Source organism: Streptomyces sp. 142MFCol3.1, from assembly GCF_000424945.1.
GTDB lineage: Bacteria > Actinomycetota > Actinomycetes > Streptomycetales > Streptomycetaceae > Streptomyces > Streptomyces siamensis.
Genome location: NZ_AUKV01000001.1, coordinates 47,916 through 72,344 on the forward strand (window position 1 = coordinate 47,916; position 24,429 = coordinate 72,344).

Below are 24,429 nucleotides of genomic sequence, written 5' to 3' on the forward strand. Positions count from 1 at the left end.
TCCGGCCCAGCGGAGGGGGCCGTCCTCACGGGTCCCGGCCACGGCGTCGAAGGGCGGCCGGCCGACGGTCCCGGCCCCGTCCCCGTGAACGGACGCACCCCGGCGCGGCCCACCCCACCCGGACACGAGGCCGCGCAGGCGCGGGTTCACCCGAGCACGGGTGCCTGTCGAGCACGGAGCCTGCGCACGCGGCCACCCGGCCACCTGGCACGGGGCGCCGCCGACGCACGCGACCACCCGGCTCGCTGTGTCTGCCGCGGCAGACGCTCGGCGCGCGGACCGTGCCCGGCGGCGGCCCCCCTTCCGGCGGCGGCTCCGCTTCCGGCGATCGGAGGGAGCCCGTGTCCGCCCGGGCCCCGGCAGTTCGGGAGCCAGGGCCCACCCGCCCCCGTGGACCGCGGTCGGCAACGCGGTCCGGTCAGGTCTGCCACAGCCCCCGCCTGCGGTAACCGGCCTCCCAGAAAAGGCGGTTGAGGACACGCACCGGTGGCGGCACGGTGCCGAAGAAGCGAGCGCGGTCGGCGGGCGGGGCGCCGTCGACGACCCAGGGCACGAAGAGGGCCGCCCCGCGCAGACCCTGCGTCTCACGGATGCGCCCGGTGAAGGCGCCCCAGTCGGCGGGGGTCAGCACCTCCTGGACGAGGGGCAGGGCACTCCTCTCCTCGTGTGCCAGATGATCGTCGAGAGTGATGGTCAACGCCCTTACCAGTCGAGGGAGTTCGTTCAGCCGAGTCGTCAGGGCGGCGTCCACGGCGGCGAGCTGCGGGTCCAGCCGGCCGTGCTCCGCCTCCATCTCCGCGAGGAGCGCGAGGTCCTCGGGGCGCCCCTCGACCTTGCGCTGCACGCGCGGCCACAGATCGCTGTCCTCGGCCGTGTGGTGGATGTGCAGCTGCTTCCTGAAGTTCTCCCAGCCGGCCCGGACCGGTGGCGAGAAGGCGGTGCCGTCCGCGGCCGCCTTGCCGAGCCGCTCCAGGTCACGCCGGAAGGCGTCGTGGGCGGCGTACATCACGGTGAGGTCGATGCTCATGAGGTGGCTTCCTCCGGTTCGGGCTCGTACACGGGAAGGGCGTGCGGGTCGGCGGACGGCCCGCGATGCCGGCGTACGGCCAGGCAGGCGAGCGCACCCGTCAGCAGGACCCCGGCACAGACCAGCAGGGCCGGGCCCATCGCGTCGACGAAGCCGTGGCCGAAGACCTGACCGCCGAGCGCCCGCATGCGGTCGGCGACGTCGTGCGGCACACCGGAGGGGGCAGCGGCCGACTGCCGGGCGCCGACGTCGGACTCCGCCTCGTAGAAGGCGGCGACGAAGCCGTCCCGGTAGGGGGCGGGGAGCTGCCATGCCCGCTGCCGGGCCTGGTCGGTGAGCGAGGAGGCGAGCTGCGCCTGGAGCACGGCACCGACGACGGCGCCCGCGAGCACGGAACCCACCTGGCGCAGGGCGTTGTTGACACCCGAGGCGGCTCCGGACAACCGGACCGGGACGTCGCGCATGACCTCCGTGGCCATGGGTGTGAAGGTGCAGCCCGCCCCCAGCCCGGCCAGGAGGAGCGGAAATGCGACCGCCGTCCAGCCGGACCCGGCGTCCGCCACGGCCACGATCCACAGCAGCGCGGCGGCCCAGGCCAGCAGGCCGGCCATCAGGATGAACCTGCCGCCGATCCTGTCGGCGAGGACACCGGCGGGGCCGGCCGTCACGAACGATCCGAGGGCCAGGGGAAGCAGCACGAGGCCGGACTTGAGCGCGCTGAGGCCCAGCACCGACTGGAGGTAGATCGTCAGCGGCAGGAACAACCCGATGACGCCGAAGGACACCGTGATGCCGACCAGGTTGACGAGCGCGAAGTTGCGGTCCTTGAAGAGAGAGAACGGCACGAGCGGGTCACGGGTCTGCCGGCCGCGCTCGTGCAGCAGGAAGCCGGCGAAGAGCACCGCCGCAGCACCGAACAGTGACCGGATCCAGCCGTTCCAGTCGTAGCGCTGTCCCTCCGTCAGGCCGAAGGCCAGACAGAACAGGGCGCTTGAGGCGAGCAGCACGCCGGGGGTGTCGAAGCGGTGGCGCACGGTACGGCGGGAAGCGGGAACGACCGCGGCGGCGAGGGCCAGGACGAGCACCCCGAGCGGCAGATTGGCCAGGAAGATCCAACGCCAGTCGAGCCGGGTGATGAGCGCTCCCCCGATGATCGGTCCGAGCGCGCCGGAGATTCCGGCGACGGCGCCCCAGACACCCATCGCGGCGCCCCGCCGGTCGGCCGGGAACACCTCCGTGATGATCGACAGGGTCTGCGGCATGAGCAGCGCCGCGCCCAGCCCCTGGACCGCGCGGAAGGCGATCAGTTGGGCGGGCTCCTGCGCGAGGGCGCAGGCCAGGCTGGCGAGCGTGAACACGGCGACGCCCGCCATGAACAGATTCCGCTTGCCGCGCAGATCGCCGAGCCGGCCCGCGGTGATCAGCAGGACGGCCAGCGCGAGGGTGTAGGCGTTGACGACCCACAGGATCTCGTCGAGGGAGGCGTCCAGGTCCTGGCCCATCTCGGGGATCGCGATGTTCACGATCGTCAGGTCGAGGAGGGTCATGAAGAACCCCAGGGAGAGCGTGACGAGGATCGCCCATGGGTTGCCGTGCCATTTCTTGAACACGATGTGTGTCTCCTTGTGCCGGAGCTGCGAACTCGCGTTCAAGAGGGCGCTCTCGCCGACGGGTGTGACGCCGGAGAAGTGTCCTGAGACATACGTCACATTCGGCCCGCGGGATGTCACATCCGAGCCCCCTCCGCCCCTCGCAGTAGTGAGCACACCAAGGGAGGCGAGGCATGTCCGAGAGCCACCGAGCGGGGACCGGCGGCGTGGGTCCGGGCGCGGGCCGCGCGCCGGCCGGCGCAGTCGAAGGCGGGTCGCGGCCGCGGGGCGCGTCACCCGGCGGCGCCGAAAGGCCCGGCAGGCCCGACTGGGCGTCCCCGGGCCGCCGTTCGGGGGCGCTCCCGCAGGACGGGCCGCGCGGCACGAACGACGGGACGAGCGGCGCGCGGGACGAGGCGAGCGGCGCGAACAACCGGGCGAGCGGCGCGAACGACGGGGCGGGCGGCACGAACGACGGGGCGGGCGGCCCGAAGGGCGGGCCGGGCGCCAAGACCGGCGGACCGAGTGGTGCGGACGGCGCGACGCGGATCTTCGTGGACCACCGCGAGCTGCTGTTCGCGATCGTCTACAACATGCTCGGCAGCGTCGCCGACACCGAGGACGTGCTCCAGGAGACCTGGCTGTCCTGGCAGGGCCGCGCCGGCCGCTCCCCGCTGGACGAGATCGCCAACCCGCGCGCCTACCTGGTCCGGATAGCCGTGAACCAAGCGCTGACCCGGCGCGCCGCCATCACCCGCCGCCGGGAGACCTATGTGGGCCCCTGGCTGCCGGAGCCGCTGCTCGACGAGCCGGCCCCCGCCGGCGCTGCCGACGACCGGACCCTGCGCTCCGAGTCCGTGTCCCTGGCGATGCTCGTGGTGCTGGAGTCGCTGACCCCGCTGGAGCGCGCGGTCTTCGTCCTCAACGAGGTGTTCGGCTACGCGCACACCGAGATCGCCGGGGTCCTCGACCGCAGCCCCGCCGCGGTGCGCCAGCTCGCCCACCGGGCCCGGCAGCACGTGCACGCGCGCCGGCCGCTCTACCGCGCCCACCCCCGGGTGCGCCGGCAGGCGACCGAACTCTTCGTGGAGGCCGCGCTGGGCGGTGACATCACCGCGCTGATGGAGATCCTGGCGCCGGACGTCACGGTGTGGACGGACGGCGGTGGCAAGACCCCGCGGGCCGGGCTGCGGCCGGTGCACGGGCGGGACAAGGTGGCGCGTCTGTTCGCCGGTTTCGCGACCCGTCGCGCGACCGGTCTCGACATCCGCTACCGGCGGGTCAACGGCGACGACTCCGCCGTGATCTTCGAGGGTGATTCCCCGTACGCCGTCATGGTCATGGACCTCGCGCCCGACGGCGAGCACGTCTCGGACGTCTACATCGTCACCAACCCCGAGAAGCTCGCGCACGTGCGCCGCGAGGAGGAGACGGACGCGCCGGAGGGCAGGCAGCCATGACGACCGGTGAACGGCACGGGACGGTCACCCGTGCGCACAGCGGCGCCGAGAGCGCCGACGCCGGGCCCGCGGCACGCCCCGTGGGCACGGCGTCGTCCGGCGAGCGCGTGGCGGACTGGTTCGACGGCCGGCTCGGCATCCACGCCTTCGGGGCGAAGTACCTGCGCAAGGTCTTCCCGGACCACTGGTCCTTCCTGCTCGGCGAGATCTGCCTCTACAGCTTCGTCGTACTGGTCCTGACCGGGGTGTACCTGACGCTGTTCTTCCACCCGTCGATGAACGAGGTGGTCTACCACGGCAGTTACGTGCCGCTGAACGGCATCCGCATGTCGGAGGCGTACGCGTCCACCCTCGACATCAGCTTCGACGTGCGCGGCGGACTGCTGATCCGGCAGATCCACCACTGGGCGGCGCTGATCTTCCTGGCGGCGATGCTGACGCACATGATGCGGCACTTCTTCACGGGGTCCTTCCGCAGGCCCCGCGAGGTGAACTGGCTGTTCGGCTGGACGCTTCTGCTCCTCGGCATGTTCGAGGGACTGTTCGGCTATTCGCTGCCGGACGACCTGCTGTCGGGGACCGGCATGCGGTTCGTGGACGGGGCGCTCCTGTCGGTGCCCGTCGTCGGCACGTATCTGTCGATGTTCCTCTTCGGCGGGGAGTTCCCGGGCCATGACATCGTGCCGCGCTTCTACTCGCTCCACGTGCTGGTGATCCCCGGCATCATGGCCGCGCTCGTGGTCGCGCACCTGATCCTGGTCGTGTACCACAAGCACACCCAGTTCGGCGGGCCGGGGAAGACCGAACGCAACGTCGTGGGAACGCCGTTCATGCCGGTGTACATGGCGAAGGCGGGCGGCTTCCTGTTCCTGGTGTCCGGTGTCATCGCGCTGATCGCGGCGATCGCCAGTATCAACCCCGTCTGGGCGTACGGCCCCTACCGCGCCGACCAGGTGTCGACGGGCGCGCAGCCCGACTGGTACCTGGGCTTCGCCGAGGGCCTGGTCCGGGTCATGCCGGGCTGGGAGATCACGCTGTGGGGCCACACCCTCGTCCTCGGCGTGCTCATACCGATCGTCGTCTTCCCGCTGATGCTGGTCCTCATCGGCGTCTACCCGTTCGTCGAGTCCTGGGTCACCGGGGACCGGCGCGAGCATCATCTGCTGGACCGGCCGCGCAACCGTCCGGTGCGCACCGCGCTGGGCGCCGCGTGGATCAGCCTCTATCTGGTCCTGCTCGCGGGCGGCGGCAACGACATCGTGGCGACGCGCTTCCACCTGTCGATCAACACCGTGACCTGGGCGGTGCGGATCGCCCTGCCGGTGGTGCCGGCCGTCGTCTTCGTCGTGACCCGGCGCATCTGTCTGGGCCTTCGGCTGCGAGACCGTGAACTGGTCGCGCACGGCCGTGCGACAGGGGTCGTCAGACGCCTGCCGCACGGCGAGTACGTCGAGGTCCACCGGCCCCTCGACCCTGCCGAGCTCCACACCCTGACCGAGCACGAGCGACGCGGGCTGCCGTCTGCTCACCCGGCCGGCCCGTCAGGCGGCGGGGACCTCCAGACGGCTGATCCTGATCGCGCCGCCGGCCGCCCCCGGGTGGGCGCCGGCCATGACGAGACGCAGCCGTGAGCCGCGCACCGCGTCGAAGGTGATCACGGTCGGGGCGTCGGACGTGGTGGCGCGGTCGAGCACCGTCCCCCTCACGGGGGCGTACCGCTCGCCGTCCCACACGGAGACCTCGACGGAGGCGGGCTGCGCGTGGGCCGCGTCGACGGTGAAGGACACCTCGACGCGGTCGACGGTGCGGGGGCGGGCCCAGGTGACCGAGACCCAGTCCTCGGCGCAGGACCCGTCGAAGGCGGGCAGCAGGGCCGTCGCCGACTTGTGGAAGGCGTTGGACCATCCGGTGGTGGCGTCGCCGTCGAGCATGGCGGCGGGCAGGGTGTCGGGGCGGCCCGAGTAACTGGCGTCCGCGTGCGGATGGTTCGGGGCGGCCGGGTGGTCGGGCCCGAACACCGGCGCCGGAGTGGTCGCTCGCGACCGGGCCTGTGTGGCGCGCACGCTCGTGGCCGCCCTGCGCAGACCCTCCGCCCGGGCCGTCACCTTCAGGGTGCCCGTCTTCGTCCCGCACCGGACGATGGCGAGCGCCTTGCCGTGGAAGGCGGTGCGGGTCGCGGCCTGGTAGCGCTCGGCGCTCTCCTGCCGGCCGTTGTCGAGTCCGGCGACCGAGCCGCCGTCGACGTCGAAGGCGATCCGGTGCTCCGCGTCGGGCACGACCACGCCGTGGGCGTCGACGACCTCCGCGGTCACGAACACGAGGGAGCGCCCGTCGGCGGGCAGCGACGCGCGGTCCGGGGTGAGACGTAGCGCGTGCGGAGCCCCCGCGGTGCGCAGGACGTCCGTCGCGACCACCTTGCCCTCGCGGCGGGCGACCGCCTTCAACTCGCCCGGCTCGTAGGCGACCTTCCAGGTGAGATGGAGCTTGCCGGCGCTGCCGTTGGGGCTGGTGTAGCTGCCCGGATAGGGGCCGTCGGTGAAGGTCTTGTCGTCTCCGGTCGCCTCGGTGGTCTCCAGGTAAGTGCGGCCGTCGGTGGTCTTCTTGGTGTCGAACCGGCGTGTGCCGAGGGACGTGCCGTTGAGGAAGAGTTCGACGGTGTCGACGTTCGCGTAGGCCCAGACCTCGACCGTGTCGCCCGGCTCGTGGTTCCACGTCATGGGCAGCAGATGGACCATGGGCTCGGTCGTCCACTGGCTCCTGAACAGGTGGTACATGTCCTTGGGGAAGCCCGCCGTGTCGACAGCGCCGAAGAAGGAGGCCTTCACCGGGAAGACGTCGTACGGGGTGGGCTCGCCGATGTAGTCGATGCCCGACCACAGGAACTCGCCCGCGAACCACTTGCGGTCCCGGTCCTTCTTGTGGCCGTACTCGCCGCTCATCGTCCAGGAGGCGAGGTTGTTGTCGTACGAGGAGGTGGCCCGCCGGCCGGGGGTGTGGTTCTCCCCGGTGTTGAGGTGCTCGGGCTCCTGGTAGGCGCCCCGGGTCGAGGTCTCGGAGGACGACTCGGACTCGAAGAGGAACAGGTGCGGGTAGGCGGCGTGCAGGGCGTCGACCGACTTGGCGGTGTTGTAGTTGAGGCCGAGCCCGTCCAGTTTGGCGAGCATGAGGTCGGCCGCCGAGCCCTTCGCCGGCAGGCGGCGGTACTTGTCCGAGCCGATCACCAGCGGCCGGGTGTCGTCGGCGGCCCTGACGGCGGCGATGATCCGGTCGGCCATGGCGAGTCCGGCCGTGGAGGTCGAGTCGGGGATCTCGTTGCCGATGGACCACAGGACCACGGCGGGTGAGTTGCGGGCGGCGAGGACCATCTCGGTGGCGTCCTTCTCGCACCACTCGTCGAAGAACCGCCCGTAGTCGTACTTCGTCTTCCCGGTGCGCCAGCAGTCGAAGGCCTCCACCATCATCACGATCCCCAGTTCCTCGCAGACCTGGATCATCTGCGGGGAGGGCGGATTGTGCGAGGTCCGGAAGGCGTTGACGCCCATCGACTTCATGACGGTCATCTGGCGGCGCACCGCGTCGAGGCTCACGGCCGCGCCGAGAGCGCCCTGGTCGTGGTGGAGGTCGACGCCCTTGATCTTCGCGTGGGTGCCGTTGAGATGGAAGCCCTCGTCCGGGTCGAAGCGGAAGGACCGGATGCCGAAGGGGGTACGGCAGGTGTCGACGGTCGTGCCGCCGGTACGCAGTTCGGTCTCCACCGTGTAGCGGTGCTGCGGCGTCGCGAAGTCCCACAACCTGGGTGCGGGCACGGAGAGTTCGTGGGTCTCGTCGGCCTGCTCGGCGACGGTGGCCGTGGTGGTCGTCCGGGCGGCCGTCCGGCCGTCGGGGTCGAGGATCCGGGAGATCACCTGGACCTCGGCCGGGCTGCCCGACGCGTTGACGACCGTCGTCCGCACCCGTACGAGCGCCCGCTCCTTGGTGATCTCCGGCGTGGTGACGTAGGTGCCCCACCGCTGGACGTGCACCGGCTCGGTGACGACCAGGCGTACGTCGCGGTAGATGCCGCTGCCCGAGTACCAGCGACTGCTGGGGAGTTGGTTCTGCACCTTCACGGCGAGGACGTTCGGGGTCCTGCCGTCCGTGTGCAGCAGTCCGGTGAGGTCGAGGGCGAAGCCCGTGTAGCCGTAGGGGTGCCGGCCGGCCTCGGTGCCGTTGCAGTACACGTAGGAGTCCATGTACACGCCGTCGAACTCCACGGACACCCGTTTGCCGGCGTACGAGGGCGGCAGGGTGAACGAGGTGCGGTACCAGCCGAGACCGCCGGGGAAGAATCCCGTCCCACTGGTGGTGCCGTGCTCGGTGGTGGGCGTCTGCTCGATGCTCCAGTCGTGCGGTACGGCCACCTCGCGCCACGCCGAGTCGTCGTAGCCCGGCCGCGCGGCGTCCGCGTAGGCGCCGGTGGGGTCGGTGACGCCGCCCGGATCGACCAGCGCGAAACGCCAGCCGTCGCGCAGTTCGACGGTGTGCCGCCCCGGGGTGTGCCCGGCCGCGGCCCGGGTGTCGGCGGCACCCGTGAGTGCGCCGGCCGCGGGCACGGCCGTGCCCGCGATCAATACCGCTCTTCGTGTGACCGTCATGGCGACTCTCCCTCATCAGGACCCAGAAGGCATCACAACTGATCGTGAACAAACAGATTCTGACGAGGTGGCACACGTGGCCGTCAAGGGTGCGGAACTCACTTCCGACCCACCGAACACATCCGCCGGAATCCCGCCCTGTGGATGTCGTCCCGTCGGCCCGTGTTCAGGGGTGCGCAGGGCGCCCACGCACTAGGCTGGAGCCCGAGTGACGCGCTTGTTCACTGTGGGTGTGCGCAATGGAGTGGCGACGATGAGGCCGGTCCACCACCTCGACGAGGCAGCCACGGCACGGGCGCTCATCGACGAGCACGGAACCCTGATCCACTGGAGCGAGGGGGCCCGCCGACTGCTGGGGTACGCGCCCGACGAGGTCGAGGGCCGCCCCGCGACGGCCCTGCTGGACCACGCCGTCGCCGCCGCACCGTCAGAACCCGCCGGTGACCGCTGGAGCGGCACCCTCCCGCTGCGCCACCGGGACGGCCACGTCCTGCCGGTCTGGCTGCTGGCACACCGCCGTGACCAGGGCGACGGCTGGTTCGTCGTCACCCCCCTCACGGGCGCGGAACCGCCGCCCCGGGACGACCCGCTGATCCGGGCGGTCCTCTCCCAGTCGCCCTGCCCCACGGCCGTCTACGACACACGACTGCGGCTGCTCGGGATCAACGACGCGATGGCCGGGGTGCTCGGCCTCGTGGAGGACCGCATCCGGGGTCTGCGGATCTCCGAGATCGGCGGCGAGCGGGCCGGCGAGCGGCTGGAGGAGGACATGTACGACGTCCTCGTCTCCGGACGGGGCCGTGACGTGGAGACCACCTTGCGGACGGGCGGCGAGGGCCGCCCGCAGGCCTGGCTGACCCGGATGGCCCCGCTCACCGACGCCGACGGACAGGTGCGCGGCGTCTGTGTGGCCGCGCACGACTTCACCGAGCAGACAAGGCCCGAAGTGACGTTCCCTGCCGAGCTGGTGGTCAGCGAACTCGTCACCAACGCCATCCGGTACGGCGAGCCGCCCATCCGGCTGCGCCTCATCCACGACGCCGACACCCTCATCTGCGAGGTCTCCGACAGCAGCCACACCGCGCCGCATCTGCGCCGGGCGAAGATCTTCGACGAGGGGGGCCGCGGGCTGCTGCTCGTCGCCCAGCTCACGCAGCGCTGGGGCAGTCGGCACACACCGGAGGGCAAGACCATCTGGGCGGAGCTGACGCTGCTCGGCAAGGAGTGACGGCCGCAGCGGGGCGGGTCACCGTGCGTTTGATGTGATGGTGGGGCGCCACGACCATCCTCGGAGGACCGAACTCTGAACAGCCCGCTCGGCCCGGGCGGCCCCGCCGCCGTCGGCACCCCGCTCGCCCAGGCCCTCTCCACCCGTCTCGGCAGCCCCCTCGCCCAGGCCCTCTCCTCCCCTCTCGGCAGCCCGTTCGCCGAGGCCCTCTCCGTCGCCCTGCTCGTCGTCGTCCTCGTCTGCGCGGTGGTCCGGCCGTTCGGCTGGCCCGAGGCCGTGGTGGCGGTACCGGCCGCGGCACTGGTGGTCGTCACGGGCGCGATCCCCCTGGATCACGTCCGCGCCGAGGCCGCGCATCTCGGGCCGGTGATCGGCTTCCTGGCGGCGGTCCTCGTGCTGGCCCGGTTCTGCGACGACGAGGGGCTCTTCCGGGCCTGCGGCGCTTGGATGGCCCGCTGGGCGAAGGCCCGTCCGGGGCGGCTGCTGACCGCCGTCTTCGCGCTCGCCTCCGCCATCACGGCCGTGCTCAGTCTCGACGCGACCATCGTGCTGCTCACCCCGGTCGTGTTCGCGACGGCGGCCCGGACCGGAGCCCGCCCCAAGCCGCACGTGTACGCCTGCACCCATCTGTCGAACACGGCCTCGCTGCTCCTGCCGGTCTCCAACCTGACCAATCTGCTCGCGTTCACCACCAGCGGCCTCAGCTTCACCCGGTTCGCCACGCTGATGGTCCTGCCCTGGCTGGTCGCGATCGGCGCCGAGTACGTGGTCTTCCGGCGCTTCTTCGCCCACGACCTGGGCGCGGCGGCACCCGAGCCGAATGCCGGGGAACCGCCGGAGGTTCCCCTGTTCGCCCTGGTCACCGTGGGCTGCACCCTGGCGGGCTTCGTCGCCGCCTCCGCGCTCGGCATCGACCCGGCGTGGTCCGCGGCGGCGGGCGCGCTGGTGCTGGCCGGGCGCGCCCTCGCGCGGCGCCGGGCCACCCCGCTGACCCTCGTGAAGGCCGCGGCGCCGTCGTTCCTCGCCTTCGTCCTCGCCCTGGGCGTCGTCGTGCGGGCGGTCGTCGACAACGGACTCGCCGACGCGCTGGGTCGGCTCCTGCCGGACGGCAGCGACCTGCCCGCCCTGCTCGGCATCGCCGCGCTCGCCGCCGTGCTGGCCAACCTGATCAACAATCTGCCGGCGGTCCTCGTCCTGCTGCCGCTGACCGCGGCGTCCGGCCCCGGAGCCGTGCTGGCCGTCCTCCTCGGCGTCAACATCGGGCCGAACCTGACCTATGCGGGTTCCCTCGCGACGCTGTTGTGGCGGCGTATCGTGCACCAGCACGAACACGGCGTCGATCTCAAGGAGTTCACACGGCTGGGTCTGATCGCCGTGCCCGCGGCGCTGGTCCCCGCCGTACTGGCATTGTGGTTGTCTCTCCAGGTCATCGGAGGCTGATGAGCATGCGGGTGGTCGTCTGGCTGGTCGAAGGGACCTGGCCGGCGTGCGTGGACGCCGTGCGCGGGCACGTGCCCCGTACCGCCGAGGTGGTCCTGCTGCACGTCTCGGAACCCGACGTGCCCGGTCTGGCGCACGGCGCGTTCGCCGGACTGCTCGGCCGCGCGCGCTCCGAGCCCGACCCGGGCGACCGGATGGAGACGCTGGGCACCACCTCGGCCGCGCGGCTGCTCGACGCGGCGGCGCAGCGGCTGGACCGCCCGGCCGCGAAGCTGGAACGCGGTGGGCGCGCCGAACGGGAGGTCGTGGCCGCCGCCGAGGGCGCCGACCTGCTGGTGCTGGCCCGTGACGGCGACCGGGCGCACCTCGGCCCGCGCAGTCTGGGACCGGCCGGGCGGTTCGTCGTCGACCACGCGCCCTGCCCGGTGCTGCTGGTGTGGCCCGAGTCGCCGCCGGACGTCGCTACGTTGCCGCCGCCTCCCCCGCACCCGTGACCGCAGCGTTCCGGTAGGCGCCCGGCGGCATGCCGTAGCGCTGCCGGAAGACACGGTTGAAGTGGAAGGCGCTGGTGAAGCCGGAGGCCGCGGCCACCCGTCCCACGGGCAGTTCGGTGACTTCGAGGAGCCGGGCCGCGTGCAGCAGCCGCGCGTCGCGCAGCGCACGCATCGGGGACCGGCCGAGCTGCTCCGTGAAAAGGTGCGCGAAGCGGGACGGTGAGAGGCAGACCGCCGCGGCCAGCGACCGTACGGTGTGCGGCACGCTCGGGTCGGCGGCGATCAGGGACTCGGCGTGCCGGATCCGCACGTCGACTCCGGGGCCGCGGTGCTCGGCCCGCGCCGTGGCGAGCAGCACGATCTCCTCCAACGAACAGAGCGTCAGCTCACGGGCGGCTGTGCCGTGCGCCACCGCGACGGCGCCGGGAGCCGGCCGCACCGGCCCGGGTGGCGGTCCGGCCCCCGTCCAGCGGGCGTCGGAGAACATCCGCCGGAAAGCAACCTCGATACGGCTCCGGCGCGGACCGGGGCCGGTCGCGTCCGCCCCGCCGGGTCCCGTACCACCGGTGACCGGGCCACCGGTCTGCGTGTCGCCCGCGTCCGGCACGCCGAATTCCGTGCCGAGGTCCGGCCCGCCGGAATCCGTACCGCCGGTGACCGGGCCGCCGGTGTCCGGGCGACAGGGTCCCGGCCCGCCGGGTCCCGTGCCCTCCGTCTCCGGTCCGACCGCGTACAGCCCGTCGGTGAGCGCGTACGGCCGCAGCCGGGCCACCCAGGCCGGGCGGGCCTGGCAGTGCGCCCACCAGAACGCCCAGTGCCCGGCCCCCGGTTCGACGGCGTAGCGGTGCGCGGTGCCGGGTCCGAGAACCACCAGGTCCCCCGCGCCGGCCTCGGTCCGGGCCGCGCCCTGTTCGAGCAGACCGTGTCCGCCGGTGGTCCAGGTGAACAGCCAGCTGTCCGAGCCGCGCGGGCGGTTGACGCGGTAGCCGGCGCGCTGATCGAAGCGGCCGATCGTCACAAGGCCGGGCGGCGGCGACGGAGCGGCAGCCCCGGACAACTCGTCAGCACGCACAGGCATCCTCCGGTGGAGCGCACAGGCCTAGCGTGGGACACCTGGCACACCGGGCGGAAGGGGCGGTCGCATGGCGGTCGGGGACAACGGCGGGGTACGGCGTTCCGCGAAGGCTGCCGGGGCGCGGCGGTGGGAGGCCGAGTTCGCGGAGCGGGGTTTCGTGGTGGAGCGCGGCCTGTTCACCACCACCGAGATCGACGAACTGTGCGCCGAGTTCACCGCACTGCATGCCGCGGGACCGGTTCCGGGGCATTTCGAACCCCGCGCCGCCGAGAGCGACGGCCCGGCCGACCCGCTGCACACCCATCCCCGCGTCATGCACCCGCACCGCATCAGCGCCCTGGCGCTGCGCCTCCTGCTCGACCCCCGGCTGCGCGCGGTGCTGGAGTCCCTGCTGGGCGAGGAGGTCCTGGCCGCACAGAGCATGTTCTACTTCAAGCCGCCCGGCGCGCGCGGCCAGGCGCTGCATCAGGACAACTTCTATCTGCGGGTCGAGCCCGGCACCTGTGTGGCGGCCTGGATCGCCTGTGACGCGATCGACCGCGAGAACGGCGGTCTGGAGGTCGTGCCGGGCACACACCGCATGGACCTGTTCTGTCCCGAGGAGGCGGACCGTGAGGTGTCCTTCGCGCGCGAGTACGTCGCACCGCCGCCCGGCCTCGCCCCCGTACCCGTCGACATGGCCCCCGGCGACGTGCTGTTCTTCAACGGCAGCCTCGTGCACGGTTCCGGCCCCAACCGCAGCGCCGACCGGTTCCGCCGGTCCTTCATCGGCCACTACGCGGGCCGCTCCGCGCAACGCATCGGCCGCTTCTACCGGACGCTGACGATGAGCGGATCTCCCGTCGCCCTGCCGGAGAGCGAGGGCGCGGGGCCCTGCGGCACCGAGTTCGCGCCGCCTGGCCCGCACTGACCGGTCAGGACGGCTCCTCGGGCAGCACCTCCCGGGCGGCGGCGTCCAGCAGGAGGCTCTTGCCCCCCGCCCGGAGTGCCCGCGAGGGCCACGGACGCCGTCCCGCCCGCCGCCGGCTCCTCCACCAGGCGGGTGAGCAGGACGAGTTCGGGCCCGCGCCCGACGATCCATTCGTCACCGGCCCGGCGTCATGCGGCAGGCCCCGGGAGCGTCTCGGAGGTGAAGCGGAGGACCGCGTCCGCGACCCCCCGGGGGTTCTCGAGGAGCATCGCGTGGGTGCCGTCGATCCCGGCCACGCTCACTCCGGGACGCTCGGCGGCCAGGAGGTCGAGATCCCTGGTGAGCCCCCGGCCGTAGGCGGCCATCAGCTCGTCGAACCAGTCCACGCCGGGGAACGGCGGCACGGGTCGCAGGGCGCGCCCCAGCAGCAGCGGTACGGGTACTTGCCGGAAGAGGGCGAACAGGTCGAGCGACTCGATCGCGGCGAACATCTCCAGTGCGCGGTCGCGCACGGGCCTCAACTCCAGTCGTCCGTCCGGCCGTTCGGTGACGGAACGCCGGACGCCGGCCTCCAGCAGGTCGTAGGGGATGCCGAGCTGTGCGGACATCGTGCGCTGCCTGGCGAGTTCCCGCGCGAGTCCGTCGGCGGGCAGCGGACCGCGGGCCGACGCCGCCTCCGCCATCTGACGCACCTGGGCGAGGCGTTCCTCGACGTACGCCGGGTCGAGGCCCACGTACTGGTCGGGGCGGCCCCACCCGTAGCCGTCGAGGTTGACCGCGCCGGGCACGGCGTCCGGGTGGGCCAGCGCGTGCAGGACGGCGACCATCCCGCCGAGGGAGTGGCCGACCGGCAGCGCGTTAGGGATGTCGTGCTTCTCCAGCACGGCCTCGATGTCGGCGAGCACCGCGGGGAAGTTCCAGGGCCCGGAGGGCGAGAGACCGTGCCCACGGAGGTCCACGGCGAACACCCGGTGGCGGCGGGCGAGCAGCGGGGCGACGGCAGCCCAGTCCGCGAGGGTGCGGCCCGCGCCGTGCAGCAGGAGCAGGGGCGGCCCGTCGCCCCCGTGATCGTGTACGGCCAGTGAGATACGGTCTCCGGTCATGTCGTGACAATAAGCCCCGAATCAGGGCTCCATGACGAGGCGAAGGGCGGCCAGCGGGCCGCCGGGGACCTGCTGGAGCCGTCCGCCCTCGGCCAATGGGCCGAGATCCACGGCCGCCCGGCCCACCCGCCCCACGATCCGCGCCACTCGGCCGTTGGCGCACGGGTGGTGCCGGAGAGAAGGCATCACACGCCGGCCGGCCGGAGTGCGCGGGTCGGCACCGAGGATTCCGATGGTCATGGCGCGCTTGCTCTCCTCGTTGTGCCGCGTTCCGGTGAGGGGTGTCCCGGACGCGAGGTGCGGCCTGCATCGGCCCCGACGGCACGGCCGGGTGCCCGTCGGGTGCCCGGCGCGTTCCGATCGGCCGCCTTGACGTGGGCGCAATCACACGATTTGATCCTGCACGTGCCGTGGTGTCACCCGGCACACCAGAGGTGCGCCCAGCCGGTAGCGGACTCCGTTCAAGTCCGGCCCGAGTCGCCAGGATCGCGGGAAGCGTCCGAGGCGGGGTCGTACTCGCGAGTGCTGGAGCAACATGCCCGACACACCTGTTTCCCCCGTCCGGCGGGCGGCCCCGGCTGCCCTGGCGCTGGCGCTGGCGCTGGCGCTGGCCGGCTGCGGCTCGGGCGGGGACACCGACGCCTCGCCGAAGGGCTCCGCGACGGCGGGGTCCGGCAAGGAAGCGGTCGAACTCCCGCCGCTGCACGCGGGCTTCGACTACCAGATCGGCGGCGCCTATCCTCCGCCCGCCGGGGTCCGTGTCGTCAGCCGGGACCGTGCCGCGTCGCCCGCTCCGGGCCTCTACAACGTCTGCTACGTGAACGCCTTCCAGGCTCAGCCGCAGGAGCGCGGGCAGTGGCCCGCCGACCTGCTGCTGCGGGACGCCCGGGGCAAGGTCGTCGTCGACGAGGACTGGGACGAGGCCCTGCTCGACATCCGTACGCCGGACAAGCGCGAGCGGGTGGCCGAGCGGGTCGGCCGGTGGATCGACGACTGCGCCGACAAGGGCTTCGACGCCGTCGAGCCGGACAACTACGACAGCTACACGCGCTCGCACCACCTGCTGACCGCCGACGACGCGACCGCGTTCATCACGCTGCTGTCGGCCCACGCGCACGCCCGGCATCTGGCCATCGGCCAGAAGAACACGGTGGAACTGGCGGGCGTGCGGGCACGCACCGGGCTCGACTTCGCGGTGGCGGAGGAGTGCGGCGAGTACGACGAGTGCGGGCAGTACGCGAAGGCGTTCCACGACCGGGTGCTCGTCGTCGAGTACACGGACAGCGGTCTGCGCAAGGCCCGTTCGGGCTACGGTGACCGGCTGAGCATCGTGCGCCGCGATGTGCTGGTGTCGACACCGGGCAGCGCGGGCTACGTGCGCAGGACCCGCTGACGGAGTCCGGGGCGACATGCCTGCTTCCTCGCCGGTTTCCGGCGCGCGGCGCGGCCCGCGGGAACCTCCGCGTGCCGCACGCGCCCGGACGGACCGCGGTGCATACTCGTCTCCCTGCCGCCCGTCCGGGCGGTCGTGGCAGGTCCGCGGACCGGGGCGCGCCCGAATACGGGTGCTCCCGGATGAGCAGGCCCGTACGGAGCGGACGTAACCAAGGGCATGTCCACCTTCCTGGCCGGCAGACACGACGAGCAGCTCCCGGTGAGCGGTACGGAGCTCCCTGCGCGACGGCGGCTGCCGCGGCGGCACCGGCGCCTGCTGTTCGTCCTGGCCGTGGTCGCGCTGCTCGCCGAGATGGCGGTGGCGATGGTCACGACGGCGGTGCAGCAGACCCCGACGATCGACGAGCCGGTCTATGTGGGTACGGCCGTGGTGTACGCGCAGCAGCACAGCCTGCGCTACAACCCCGAGCACCCGCCGCTGGGCAAACTGATCATCGCGAGCGGGCTGGTCTTCGCCCACCCGCACCTGGACCCGGGGTTCGCGGGTGATCAGACGGAGCTCGGGCGACACGTGCTGTACGAGTCGGGCAACGACCCCTGGCGGGTGATGTTCTGGGCCCGGCTGCCGGTAATGGTGCTGACGCTGCTGTTCGGCCTGGTCGTTCTGGCGTTCGCCAGGGAACTCGTCGGCCCCGTGGGCGGGTTGACGGCGCTGGCCCTGTACGCGTTCTCGCCCGATGTGATCACGCACGGCTCGCTGGCCACGCTCGATCTCCCCGCGTCGGGCTTTCTGCTGACCTCGGTGTGGCTGCTGTGGCGGGCCCGGCGGCGCCCGGTGCTCCATCTGCCGCTCGCGGGGGTGGCGCTGGGCGCGGCGCCGGCCACGAAGATGAGCATGCTGCCCGCCGTCCCGGTGCTGCTGCTCCTGGCGGCCTTGTCGGTGTGGCACGCGCGCCGCCGCGGCGGGTCGGCCGCCGGACCGGCGGAGGACGGCGGGGCGGTCGACGCCCAGGCCGCCGGTGGGCCGTCCGGCAGGCACGGGTGGGTCCGGCTCCTGGGGTTCGGCGCGGCGGGCGCGGCCGGCACGGCACTGGTGGCCGTCGCCGTGGTGTGGGCCGCGTATCTGGCGGTCGATCCGCGGCTGCGCTGGACCGCGCCGGCGGACCTCCCTCCGGTGCACGGCCTGCGCGCACTGTTCGTCGACGTACTGCCGTTCCCGCGGCCGTACCGGGACGGCATGCGCGTGCAGTTCGGTTTCGAGAACGCGACCTGGCAGGGCTTCCTGTTCGGCCGTCTCTACGCGGGTTCGCTCTGGTACTACCTTCCGGCGGCGCTGCTGGTGAAGACGCCGCTCGGCATGCTCGCACTGTGGACGGCCGGGGCGGCCGCGCTGCTCTCGGTACCCCGGCTGCGGCCCGCGGCCCCGTACGTCCTGATCCCCCCGGCACTGCTGCTGGGCACGGCCATGCTGGGGTCCCGCGACCTCGGGGTGCGCTACGCCCTGTTCGTACCGGTGTTCCTCGCGGTCGCGGCGGCCTGCGTCGTGACCTTCGGGCGTCGCTGGGCACACGGGGCCACGGCGGCGCTGGTGCTGTTCGTCGCCGTCAGTTCACTGGCGACGTACCCCTTCTATCTGCCGTACTCGAACGAGGCGTTCGGCGGGCCGTCGAAGACCAGGCTGCGCCTGCACGACTCGAACGTCGACTGGGGGCAGGACCTGGGGCGGCTCGCCGACCGGCTGCGCGAGCGGTACCCGCGGGAGAAGGTGTGGCTCGTCTACAAGGGTGCGGGCGTGCCGTCGGCTTACGGCATCCACGCGGCCGATCCCCGCACGGCCGACCCGGACGACGTGCACGGGCTGCTCGTCGTCTCGGACACCTCGGTCGCGAAGGCCGACGGCCGGCTGGCGGCGCTGCTGGCCACCAGCCGGCCGATCGACGACGTCGGCCACTCGATCACCGTCTACCGCAGGCCCTGACCCGCCGCGTTCTCGGGGGTCAGCAGGTCCAGCACCCGATCCCAGCGGAACTCCCGGCGCCCGCCGTCCTGTTGGAGTTCACCGGAGTACGGGTCCCCGAAGCGGACACCCATCCCCCGCAGCCGCTCGACGCTCGCACGGTAGGCGGGGTGCGACGCCAGCGCCTCGTTCACACAAGGGAGTACGGCGATCGGGACGCCGAGCCCGTACGCCTCGCACAGGGTGCCCAGGGCGAGGGTGTCCGATATGCCGGCGGCCCACTTGTTCACGGTGTTGAAGGTGGCCGGGGCGACGGCCACCGCGTCGGGTGCCGGGAACGGACGCGGGTCACCGGGGGCGCGCCAGGCGGAGCGGATCGGACGGCCGGTCTGCTCCCGCACGGCGGTGGCGTCGATGAAGCCGAGGCCCTGCGGGGTGGCGATGACGCCGACCTCCCAGTGCCGCTCCTGTGCCGCGGTGATCAGGTCGCCGACGTCCTCGGCGACGCCGGCCGCGCAGACGACGACGTAGAGGAAGGGCTTTTCCGCTTGTTCGCTCACGCGGGAACCCTAGTGAACGGGGAAGGACGCCCCGCGCTCCGCCTCCGGACGCGGACCGAGGATCCGGCGCTCCTTCTCCTCGATGCGCACGTCGTTGATGCTGGCCTCACGCCGCGTCATGAGGCCGTGCTCGTCGAACTCCCACAGCTCGTTCCCGTACGAGCGCCACCACTGACCCTCGGCGTCGCACGCCTCGTACTGGAAGCGGACGGCGATGCGGTTGCCGTCGAAGGCCCAGAGGTCCTTGCGCAGGGCGTACTCGCGCTCGCGCGCCCACTTCGCGGTGAGCAGCTCCACGATCGCGGCGCGGCCGGTGACGAAGGTGTCGCGGTTGCGCCAGACCGAGTCCTGCGAGTAGGCGAGCGAGACCTTGTGCGGGTCCCGGGTGTTCCAGGCGTCCTCGGCGGCCTGGACCTTCTGGGCGGCGGTCTCCCGGGTGAAGGGCGGCAGGGGCGGGCGGTCGGTCATGGCGATTCCTCGGTTCGGCGTCGGGAACACGAGTGAGAACGGCCGCTCTCTCTCTGGCTGCTAACGTAGAGAACGACCGTTCTCACGTCAAGGAGACCCCGCATGGACCGCACGACCGCCCGGGACCAGGCCCTCGCCCTCGCCCGGGAACGGGCGCTCGACGCGGCCGAGGAGCTGTTCTACGGCCGTGGTGTGCAGAGCGTCGGCATGGACGACATCCGCGGCGCGTCCGCGGTCTCTCTCAAGCGGCTGTACCAGCTGTTCCCCGCCAAGGACCGGCTCGTAGAGGCGTATCTGGACAGACGCGACCTGCGCTGGCGCGGGCGGCTGGCCGAGCACGTCGACCGGCACGAACAGCCCGAGGAGCGCATCCTGGCCGTCTTCGAGTGGCTCGGGCTGTGGTTCGCCGAGCCCGGCTTCCGCGGATGCGCCTGGATCAACGCGTACGGCGAGCTGGGCACCACCTTTCCCGGCGTCACCGAGCGGGTCACGGCGCACAAGGAGGCGTTCAGGGCCTACCTGGGCGGCCTCGTGTCCGACGCCGGACTCCCCTCCGTGCTCACCGGCCGGCTGTTCCTGCTGGCCGAGGGGGCCATGGTGACCGCCGGAATCGCCCGGAGCGCGGAGCCGGCCGGACAGGCGGCGGACGCGGCGCGCGTGCTGCTGGCGGCCGGGCGGCAGGACGCCGTCGGCGGGGCACGGCCCTGCGGCACGGGATGAGGGTGCCCCTCAGGAGGCGAGCGCGGTGACCTCCGCCCGCGCCGCCGCGAGCGAGCCCCCGCGAGCACGGCGTACGACGTGATCGCCGGCCCCGGAGGCCTGCGCCGCCTGGAGCTCGCCGTCCTGGAGCAGCGACGGCCGGCGCGTCCTCCCTCAGGTCCCGGTCACCGTGATGGCGCCGACCGGGCAGGCCCGCGCCGCCTCCCGCACCATGGGATCGCCGCCGCCGTCCTCGCGACCGGGCAGCAGCTCGCTGAATCCGTCGTCGTCCTGCGTGAAGACGTTCGGGGCGGCCAGCGCGCACTGCCCGGCGCCGATGCACACGTTCTTGTCGATCGAGATCTCGATGCTCATGCCCGAAAGCCTCTTACCAGGTCACGGGGAGTTCCAGCATCCCCTGGATCGTGTCCCCGGGTTTGAACGCGATGGTGTCCGCCGGTGCGTCGAGCCGCAGCCCGGGGAAGCGGTCGAAGAGCGACAGCAGCGCGATCTCCATCTCGGCACGCGCCAGGTTCTGGCCCAGGCACTGGTGGATGCCGAAGCCGAACGCCAGGTGCTGGCGGGTGGAACGGTGCCAGTCCAGGGCGTCCGGTTCCGGGAAGGTGTGCTCGTCGCGGTTGATGACCGAGGTGGAGAAGACGACGCCCTCGCCGGCACGGATGGTCGTCCCCGCCGTCTCGATGTCCTCGACGGCGACGCGGAGCAGACCGTCCGCGATGGACAGGAAGCGCAGCAACTCCTCGACGGCGGCGGGCATCAGGGACGGCTCGGCCCGCAGTTCGGCCAGCTGCTCGGGGTGCCTCAGCAGGGTGAAGGTGCCGAGCGAGATCATGTTGGCCGTGGTCTCGTGCCCGGCGACGAGCAGGATCGTGGCCAGCGAGATCAGCTCCTCGCGGTCCAGCGCCCCCTCGCTCAGCCGGTCCCGGACGAGTTCGTCGAGGAGCCCGTCGCCCTGTCCGCCGTGCTTGCGGTCGATCAAGGTGCCGAAGTACGCGTCCAGTGCCTCGCGCGCCTTCTCGGTGTCGGCCGCGGTGGGCCCGCGCAGCAGCCTGCGGGACTGCTCCTCGAAGAAGTCGTGGTCTTCGTAGGGCACGCCGAGCAGGGCGCAGATGACCATGGACGGCACAGGCAGCGCGAAGGCGTCCACCAGCTCCGCGGGCGGGCCCTGCCGCTCCATCCGGTCCAGGAGGCGGTCGACGGTCTCCTGGATGCGCGGCCGGAGACCGGCGATCCGTTTGAGGGTGAAGCTCGGGACCAGCATCCGCCGCTGGGTGCGATGCTCGGGGTCGTCGAGACCGAGCAGCGCGACGCGGCGGTTGCGGACCTCGGCGAACCGTCGTGTCGGCGCCGGGAAAGCGGGCCGGGTGCGGTCCGACGACAGCCGTGGGTCGGCCAGCAGGTCGCGGGCGGCGTCGTGGCCCGTGACGACCCACACGGTCCTGCCGTCGAACAGGGAGACCCGTGAGAGCGGGCGCGCCTCACGCAGCGGGTCGTAGGCGGTGGGCGGGTGGTAGGGGCACGTACGGTCCTGGGGGAAGGCGACCGCATCTGTCGTGAGGGGTTCTGTCATGGATGACCTCGCAAGCGCTGGTTCCCTCTTGCCGATCTTCATTAGATGCCCGGGGCATCTAGACGGCCACGCGAAGTTCGGCCAGATGCCCCGGACCGGCGATCTGTCCGAAGCCCGTGCGGCGGACCTCCTGTCTCCTCGGACTTCCGGCCCGTGCCACGGGCCCGGGGGTCCCCGCGTGGCCTGATCCCCATCGGCGCGGCCCCCGCGTAATTGGCTTGCGGGGGCGGATCCGGTGGCCCGAGGATCTGCCCATGCCCACGATCGAAGCCTTTCTGCCGCCGACTTCCGCCGCCGCTCGTCCGGTGCGGGTCCAGCAGCAGCCCGGCCGACCGCGGAGGCCCTCGCTCCCTCGGTCGTGACCGCCGCGCTCGTCGCGGGGCTCGTCGCGGGCTATGGCATCGCCATGCCCGTCGGGGCCGTCGCGACATATCTAGTGTCCCTCACTGCACGTACGTCCCTTCGGACAGGCGCCTGCGCGGCGCTCGGTGTCGCGACCGCGGACGGGCTGTACGCCCTGGTCGCCGCGCTGGGCGGTGCGGCGCTCGCGGCCACGCTGCGGCCTGTGACGGTCCCGCTGCGGTGGGCCTCGGCACTCGTCCTGGCCGTGCTCGCGGTCCGGGGTGCGATCGCCGCGGTCCGTCGGTACCGCGGGCGGCGATCGGCCGTCCGGACGGGGCAGGACCCGCCCCGGCCGGCCCGCGCCTACCTGTCGCTGCTCGGCATCACCCTGCTCAACCCGACCACCGTCGTGTACTTCGCCGCGCTGGTGCTCGGCAGCCGCTCCGCCGACGCGGCGCCGCCTCTGGAGCAGGGGGTGTTCGTGCTCGCCGCATTCGCCGCGTCCGCGAGCTGGCAGCTCGTGCTCGCCTGCGGCGGCGCGCTGCTCGGCCGCGCCCTGACCGGACACCGGGGACGGCTGGTGACGGCGCTCGCGTCCAGCGCGGTGATCACGGCGCTCGCCGTCCGCATGTTCCTGGCGGCACCGTGAACGGTCCGGGGCCGCCCCGCGCGGCAGGAGGACGCGCGGGGCGGCGTTGCGGAGGATTGGCATCCGCACTGGTGTTGAATCGTGCCGACAGCACGACCGGCTACGACACGACGATGGGACGGAAGCCATGCCGCTCGAGGGCGAGTACGAGCCCAGCCCGGCTCAGTGGGTGCGGGACCAGGTGGAGCTGTACGAGAGTTCCGGCGGGACCAAGGGGACGACGCTGCTCGACACGGGCCTGCCCGTCATCATCCTGACGACCCGCGGCGCCAAGAGCGGGAAGATCCGCAAGACGCCGCTGATGCGCGTCGAGCACGACGGGCGGTACGCCGTCGTCGCCTCGCAGGGCGGCGCCCCCAAGCACCCCGTCTGGTACCACAACGTCCTGTCCGACCCGCACGTGGAGCTCCAGGACGGCCCCGTGCGCCAGGACATGACTGCCCGTGAGCTCAGCGGCGACGAGAAGGCCCAGTGGTGGGAGCGGGCCGTCGCGGCGTACCCCCCGTACGCCGAGTACCAGCAGAAGACCGACCGGGTCATCCCCGTCTTCCTGCTGGAGCCCTCGCGCTGATCCCCGCACCTGGCGTGACCGGACCGCCGGGCCGTCACGGCGTCCGGACCGCCGCCGGAAGATCTAGGAATCGGTGCGCATGATCCGCCGGGTGCCGGGCACCCGAGCGTCAGGCCCCGCCGCGCTCCCCCGTCGCGGCGGGGCTTTCCGCTGCCCGCGCGCCGCGTGCGGCCGCCCGTGCCGTCCGCGCGTCGGTGACGTCGAGGAAGATCTGATCGGCATCCGGGAACGTGTGGGCGACGGAGCGCTTGATGCGCACCGCCACGTCCTCCACCTCCTCGCTGTCGAGCCCGGGGACGAGGTCGATCCGCGCGGCGACCAGTGTCGAGTCCAGGCCCAGCTCCATGGTGAGCAGCGCCTCCACGCTGTCGATCTCGGGCTGCGCCTCCAGCAGGGCGCGGATCCTGCCGCGCTGCTCCTCGTCGGCGGCCCGGCCGATCAACTGGTCGCGTGCCTCCCGGCCCAGCCGGTAGGCGACGTACATGAGCAGCGCCCCGATGGCGAGCGAGGCGGCGGCCTCCCACACGACCTGGCCGGTGACCATGTGCAGCGCCATGCCGGCCATGGCGAGGACCACGCCGAGCACCGCTGTGCCGTCCTCGGCGACGACCGTGCGCAGCGCGGGGTCCCGCATGCCGTCCGTGCCGCCCTGCCGGTGCGCCTGATGGAGCGCCCGCCACAGGGAGGCGCCCTCGGCGAGGAAGGCCACCCCGAGGACCACGAGCCCGGCGCGGTAGCCGCCGAGAGACTCCTCGGCACCGTTCCTGAGTGCCTCTATCCCCTGGAAGAAGGAGAAGCAGCCGCCCATGACGAAGATGCCGACCGCGGCCAGCAAGGACCAGAAGAACCGCTCCTTGCCGTAGCCGAAGGGGTGCCGGCTGTCGGCGGGGCGGCGGCTGCGCCGCAGGGCGGCGAGGAGGAACACCTCGTTCAGACTGTCGGCCACGGAGTGCGCCGCCTCCGAGAGGAGGGCCGGTGAACCCGCGAGCAGGCCTCCTACCGCCTTGGCCGCGGCGATCAGTAGATTGGCACCCAGTGCCACCAGCACGGTGACCCGGGTCTTCCGGTCCGATCCGCCCGAGGAGGTCGAACCGTCCGATGGAGCCGAGTGATCAGGGGGAGCCGGGCGGTCGGCGGGACCGGGGCGGCTCTGGGGATCCGGGCGGTCCCGGTCCCGCGGAGGGGACGGCTGGTCCGGGTGGTCCAGCGGCGAGCCGTTCGGCCTGTTCGTCGGGTC

General features: G+C 72.6%; 22 protein-coding genes and 1 pseudogene. 12 read left to right on the top strand and 11 right to left on the bottom strand.

Going from position 1 to position 24,429, the window contains the following annotated elements:
* Positions 1-418 precede the first annotated feature (418 nt).
* Entirely contained in the window at positions 419-1,027 is a 609-nt protein-coding gene (locus H305_RS0100195) for a hemerythrin domain-containing protein (RefSeq protein WP_028798608.1), read from the bottom strand.
* Positions 1,024-2,637: an MFS transporter gene (locus tag H305_RS0100200; RefSeq protein ID WP_028798609.1), complete on the bottom strand. Its 1,614-nt coding sequence runs from the start codon at positions 2,635-2,637 to the stop codon at positions 1,024-1,026. Before H305_RS0100200 ends, H305_RS0100195 begins: the two co-directional genes overlap by 4 nt.
* A 527-nt stretch (positions 2,638-3,164) precedes the next feature.
* Between H305_RS0100200 and sigJ the strand changes: the two genes are divergently transcribed.
* The gene (gene sigJ / locus H305_RS44075) at positions 3,165-4,076 is read left to right on the top strand and encodes an RNA polymerase sigma factor SigJ (RefSeq protein WP_037762048.1); all 912 of its coding nucleotides are present in this window, start codon (positions 3,165-3,167) and stop codon (positions 4,074-4,076) included.
* Entirely contained in the window at positions 4,073-5,707 is a 1,635-nt protein-coding gene (locus H305_RS44080) for a cytochrome b (RefSeq protein WP_078628807.1), read from the top strand. The genes sigJ and H305_RS44080 overlap by 4 nt, the downstream gene beginning before the upstream one ends.
* Here the strand turns inward: H305_RS44080 and H305_RS0100215 are convergent.
* Entirely contained in the window at positions 5,618-8,710 is a 3,093-nt protein-coding gene (locus H305_RS0100215; RefSeq protein ID WP_028798610.1) for a glycoside hydrolase family 2 TIM barrel-domain containing protein, read from the bottom strand. The genes H305_RS44080 and H305_RS0100215 overlap by 90 nt on opposite strands.
* 253 nt (positions 8,711-8,963) lie before the next feature.
* On the opposite strand from H305_RS0100215, the pseudogene H305_RS56265 reads away from it, so the two are divergent.
* The 4 genes and pseudogenes from H305_RS56265 to H305_RS0100230 form a co-directional block, all read left to right on the top strand.
* Positions 8,964-9,188, top strand: a pseudogene (locus H305_RS56265) (PAS domain-containing protein); the annotation flags it as partial.
* 111 nt (positions 9,189-9,299) lie between these two features.
* Complete coding sequence (locus H305_RS0100220; protein WP_420708002.1) at positions 9,300-9,938, top strand: PAS domain-containing protein; 639 nt, start codon at positions 9,300-9,302, stop codon at positions 9,936-9,938.
* Positions 9,939-10,157: 219 nt separating this feature from the next.
* On the top strand, positions 10,158-11,378 hold the full coding sequence (locus H305_RS0100225; protein ID WP_234020600.1) for an SLC13 family permease: 1,221 nt from the start codon (positions 10,158-10,160) through the stop codon (positions 11,376-11,378).
* 5 nt (positions 11,379-11,383) lie between these two features.
* The gene (locus tag H305_RS0100230) at positions 11,384-11,872 is read left to right on the top strand and encodes a universal stress protein (RefSeq protein WP_028798613.1); all 489 of its coding nucleotides are present in this window, start codon (positions 11,384-11,386) and stop codon (positions 11,870-11,872) included.
* Here H305_RS0100230 and H305_RS0100235 read toward each other — a convergent pair.
* Complete coding sequence (locus tag H305_RS0100235; RefSeq protein WP_420708003.1) at positions 11,841-12,890, bottom strand: AraC family transcriptional regulator; 1,050 nt, start codon at positions 12,888-12,890, stop codon at positions 11,841-11,843. The genes H305_RS0100230 and H305_RS0100235 overlap by 32 nt on opposite strands.
* A 124-nt stretch (positions 12,891-13,014) precedes the next feature.
* Between H305_RS0100235 and H305_RS44085 the strand changes: the two genes are divergently transcribed.
* Complete coding sequence (locus H305_RS44085; RefSeq protein ID WP_078628809.1) at positions 13,015-13,857, top strand: phytanoyl-CoA dioxygenase family protein; 843 nt, start codon at positions 13,015-13,017, stop codon at positions 13,855-13,857.
* A gap of 188 nt (positions 13,858-14,045) precedes the next feature.
* Here H305_RS44085 and H305_RS0100245 read toward each other — a convergent pair whose 3' ends face one another.
* Complete coding sequence (locus H305_RS0100245) at positions 14,046-14,960, bottom strand: alpha/beta hydrolase (protein ID WP_028798615.1); 915 nt, start codon at positions 14,958-14,960, stop codon at positions 14,046-14,048.
* 21 nt (positions 14,961-14,981) lie between these two features.
* Positions 14,982-15,200 (bottom strand): hypothetical protein, encoded by a 219-nt coding sequence (locus H305_RS0100250; protein WP_028798616.1) that lies wholly within the window; start codon positions 15,198-15,200, stop codon positions 14,982-14,984.
* 295 nt (positions 15,201-15,495) lie between these two features.
* Here H305_RS0100250 and H305_RS0100255 point away from each other — a divergent pair, with 295 nt between their 5' ends.
* Together H305_RS0100255 and H305_RS0100260 are read left to right on the top strand one after the other, a co-directional pair.
* Positions 15,496-16,353: an endo alpha-1,4 polygalactosaminidase gene (locus H305_RS0100255; protein WP_028798617.1), complete on the top strand. Its 858-nt coding sequence runs from the start codon at positions 15,496-15,498 to the stop codon at positions 16,351-16,353.
* Between the two features lie 219 nt (positions 16,354-16,572).
* A complete protein-coding gene (locus H305_RS0100260; protein WP_078628810.1) occupies positions 16,573-18,333 on the top strand; it encodes a phospholipid carrier-dependent glycosyltransferase in 1,761 nt (586 codons plus the stop codon).
* On the opposite strand, the gene H305_RS0100265 is transcribed toward H305_RS0100260, so the two are convergent.
* Together H305_RS0100265 and H305_RS0100270 are read right to left on the bottom strand one after the other, a co-directional pair.
* The gene (locus H305_RS0100265) at positions 18,318-18,872 is read right to left on the bottom strand and encodes a flavoprotein (protein ID WP_028798619.1); all 555 of its coding nucleotides are present in this window, start codon (positions 18,870-18,872) and stop codon (positions 18,318-18,320) included. The two genes, H305_RS0100260 and H305_RS0100265, sit on opposite strands and share 16 nt — an antisense overlap.
* 9 nt (positions 18,873-18,881) lie before the next feature.
* Entirely contained in the window at positions 18,882-19,340 is a 459-nt protein-coding gene (locus H305_RS0100270; protein ID WP_028798620.1) for a nuclear transport factor 2 family protein, read from the bottom strand.
* Positions 19,341-19,442: 102 nt separating this feature from the next.
* Here H305_RS0100270 and H305_RS44090 point away from each other — a divergent pair, with 102 nt between their 5' ends.
* A complete protein-coding gene (locus H305_RS44090; protein WP_051370310.1) occupies positions 19,443-20,060 on the top strand; it encodes a TetR/AcrR family transcriptional regulator in 618 nt (205 codons plus the stop codon).
* Between the two features lie 153 nt (positions 20,061-20,213).
* On the opposite strand, the gene H305_RS0100280 is transcribed toward H305_RS44090, so the two are convergent.
* On the bottom strand, positions 20,214-20,408 hold the full coding sequence (locus tag H305_RS0100280; RefSeq protein WP_028798621.1) for a ferredoxin: 195 nt from the start codon (positions 20,406-20,408) through the stop codon (positions 20,214-20,216).
* 19 nt (positions 20,409-20,427) lie between these two features.
* Positions 20,428-21,630 (bottom strand): cytochrome P450, encoded by a 1,203-nt coding sequence (locus H305_RS0100285; RefSeq protein WP_028798622.1) that lies wholly within the window; start codon positions 21,628-21,630, stop codon positions 20,428-20,430.
* A gap of 358 nt (positions 21,631-21,988) precedes the next feature.
* Between H305_RS0100285 and H305_RS0100290 the strand changes: the two genes are divergently transcribed.
* Positions 21,989-22,621: a LysE/ArgO family amino acid transporter gene (locus tag H305_RS0100290; RefSeq protein ID WP_028798623.1), complete on the top strand. Its 633-nt coding sequence runs from the start codon at positions 21,989-21,991 to the stop codon at positions 22,619-22,621.
* Between the two features lie 127 nt (positions 22,622-22,748).
* Complete coding sequence (locus H305_RS0100295; protein WP_028798624.1) at positions 22,749-23,192, top strand: nitroreductase family deazaflavin-dependent oxidoreductase; 444 nt, start codon at positions 22,749-22,751, stop codon at positions 23,190-23,192.
* A 109-nt stretch (positions 23,193-23,301) separates the two neighbouring features.
* Here H305_RS0100295 and H305_RS0100300 read toward each other — a convergent pair whose 3' ends face one another.
* Positions 23,302-24,240 (bottom strand): cation diffusion facilitator family transporter, encoded by a 939-nt coding sequence (locus H305_RS0100300; protein ID WP_028798625.1) that lies wholly within the window; start codon positions 24,238-24,240, stop codon positions 23,302-23,304.
* Positions 24,241-24,429 lie beyond the last annotated feature (189 nt).

Excerpts from the sequence above, each read along its gene's own strand:
- H305_RS0100215 (WP_028798610.1), bottom strand. The coding sequence starts at position 8,710 with ATGACGGTCACACGAAGAGCGGTATTGATCGCGGGCACGGCCGTGCCC.
- H305_RS0100255 (WP_028798617.1), top strand. The coding sequence starts at position 15,496 with ATGCCCGACACACCTGTTTCCCCCGTCCGGCGGGCGGCCCCGGCTGCC.
- H305_RS0100295 (WP_028798624.1), top strand. The coding sequence starts at position 22,749 with ATGCCGCTCGAGGGCGAGTACGAGCCCAGCCCGGCTCAGTGGGTGCGG.
- H305_RS0100230 (WP_028798613.1), top strand. The coding sequence starts at position 11,384 with ATGCGGGTGGTCGTCTGGCTGGTCGAAGGGACCTGGCCGGCGTGCGTG.
- H305_RS0100250 (WP_028798616.1), bottom strand. The coding sequence starts at position 15,200 with ATGACCATCGGAATCCTCGGTGCCGACCCGCGCACTCCGGCCGGCCGG.
- H305_RS0100245 (WP_028798615.1), bottom strand. The coding sequence starts at position 14,960 with ATGACCGGAGACCGTATCTCACTGGCCGTACACGATCACGGGGGCGAC.
- H305_RS44090 (WP_051370310.1), top strand. The coding sequence starts at position 19,443 with ATGGACCGCACGACCGCCCGGGACCAGGCCCTCGCCCTCGCCCGGGAA.
- H305_RS44085 (WP_078628809.1), top strand. The coding sequence starts at position 13,015 with ATGGCGGTCGGGGACAACGGCGGGGTACGGCGTTCCGCGAAGGCTGCC.
- H305_RS44080 (WP_078628807.1), top strand. The coding sequence starts at position 4,073 with ATGACGACCGGTGAACGGCACGGGACGGTCACCCGTGCGCACAGCGGC.
- H305_RS0100270 (WP_028798620.1), bottom strand. The coding sequence starts at position 19,340 with ATGACCGACCGCCCGCCCCTGCCGCCCTTCACCCGGGAGACCGCCGCC.
- H305_RS0100260 (WP_078628810.1), top strand. The coding sequence starts at position 16,573 with ATGTCCACCTTCCTGGCCGGCAGACACGACGAGCAGCTCCCGGTGAGC.
- H305_RS0100285 (WP_028798622.1), bottom strand. The coding sequence starts at position 21,630 with ATGACAGAACCCCTCACGACAGATGCGGTCGCCTTCCCCCAGGACCGT.
- H305_RS0100195 (WP_028798608.1), bottom strand. The coding sequence starts at position 1,027 with ATGAGCATCGACCTCACCGTGATGTACGCCGCCCACGACGCCTTCCGG.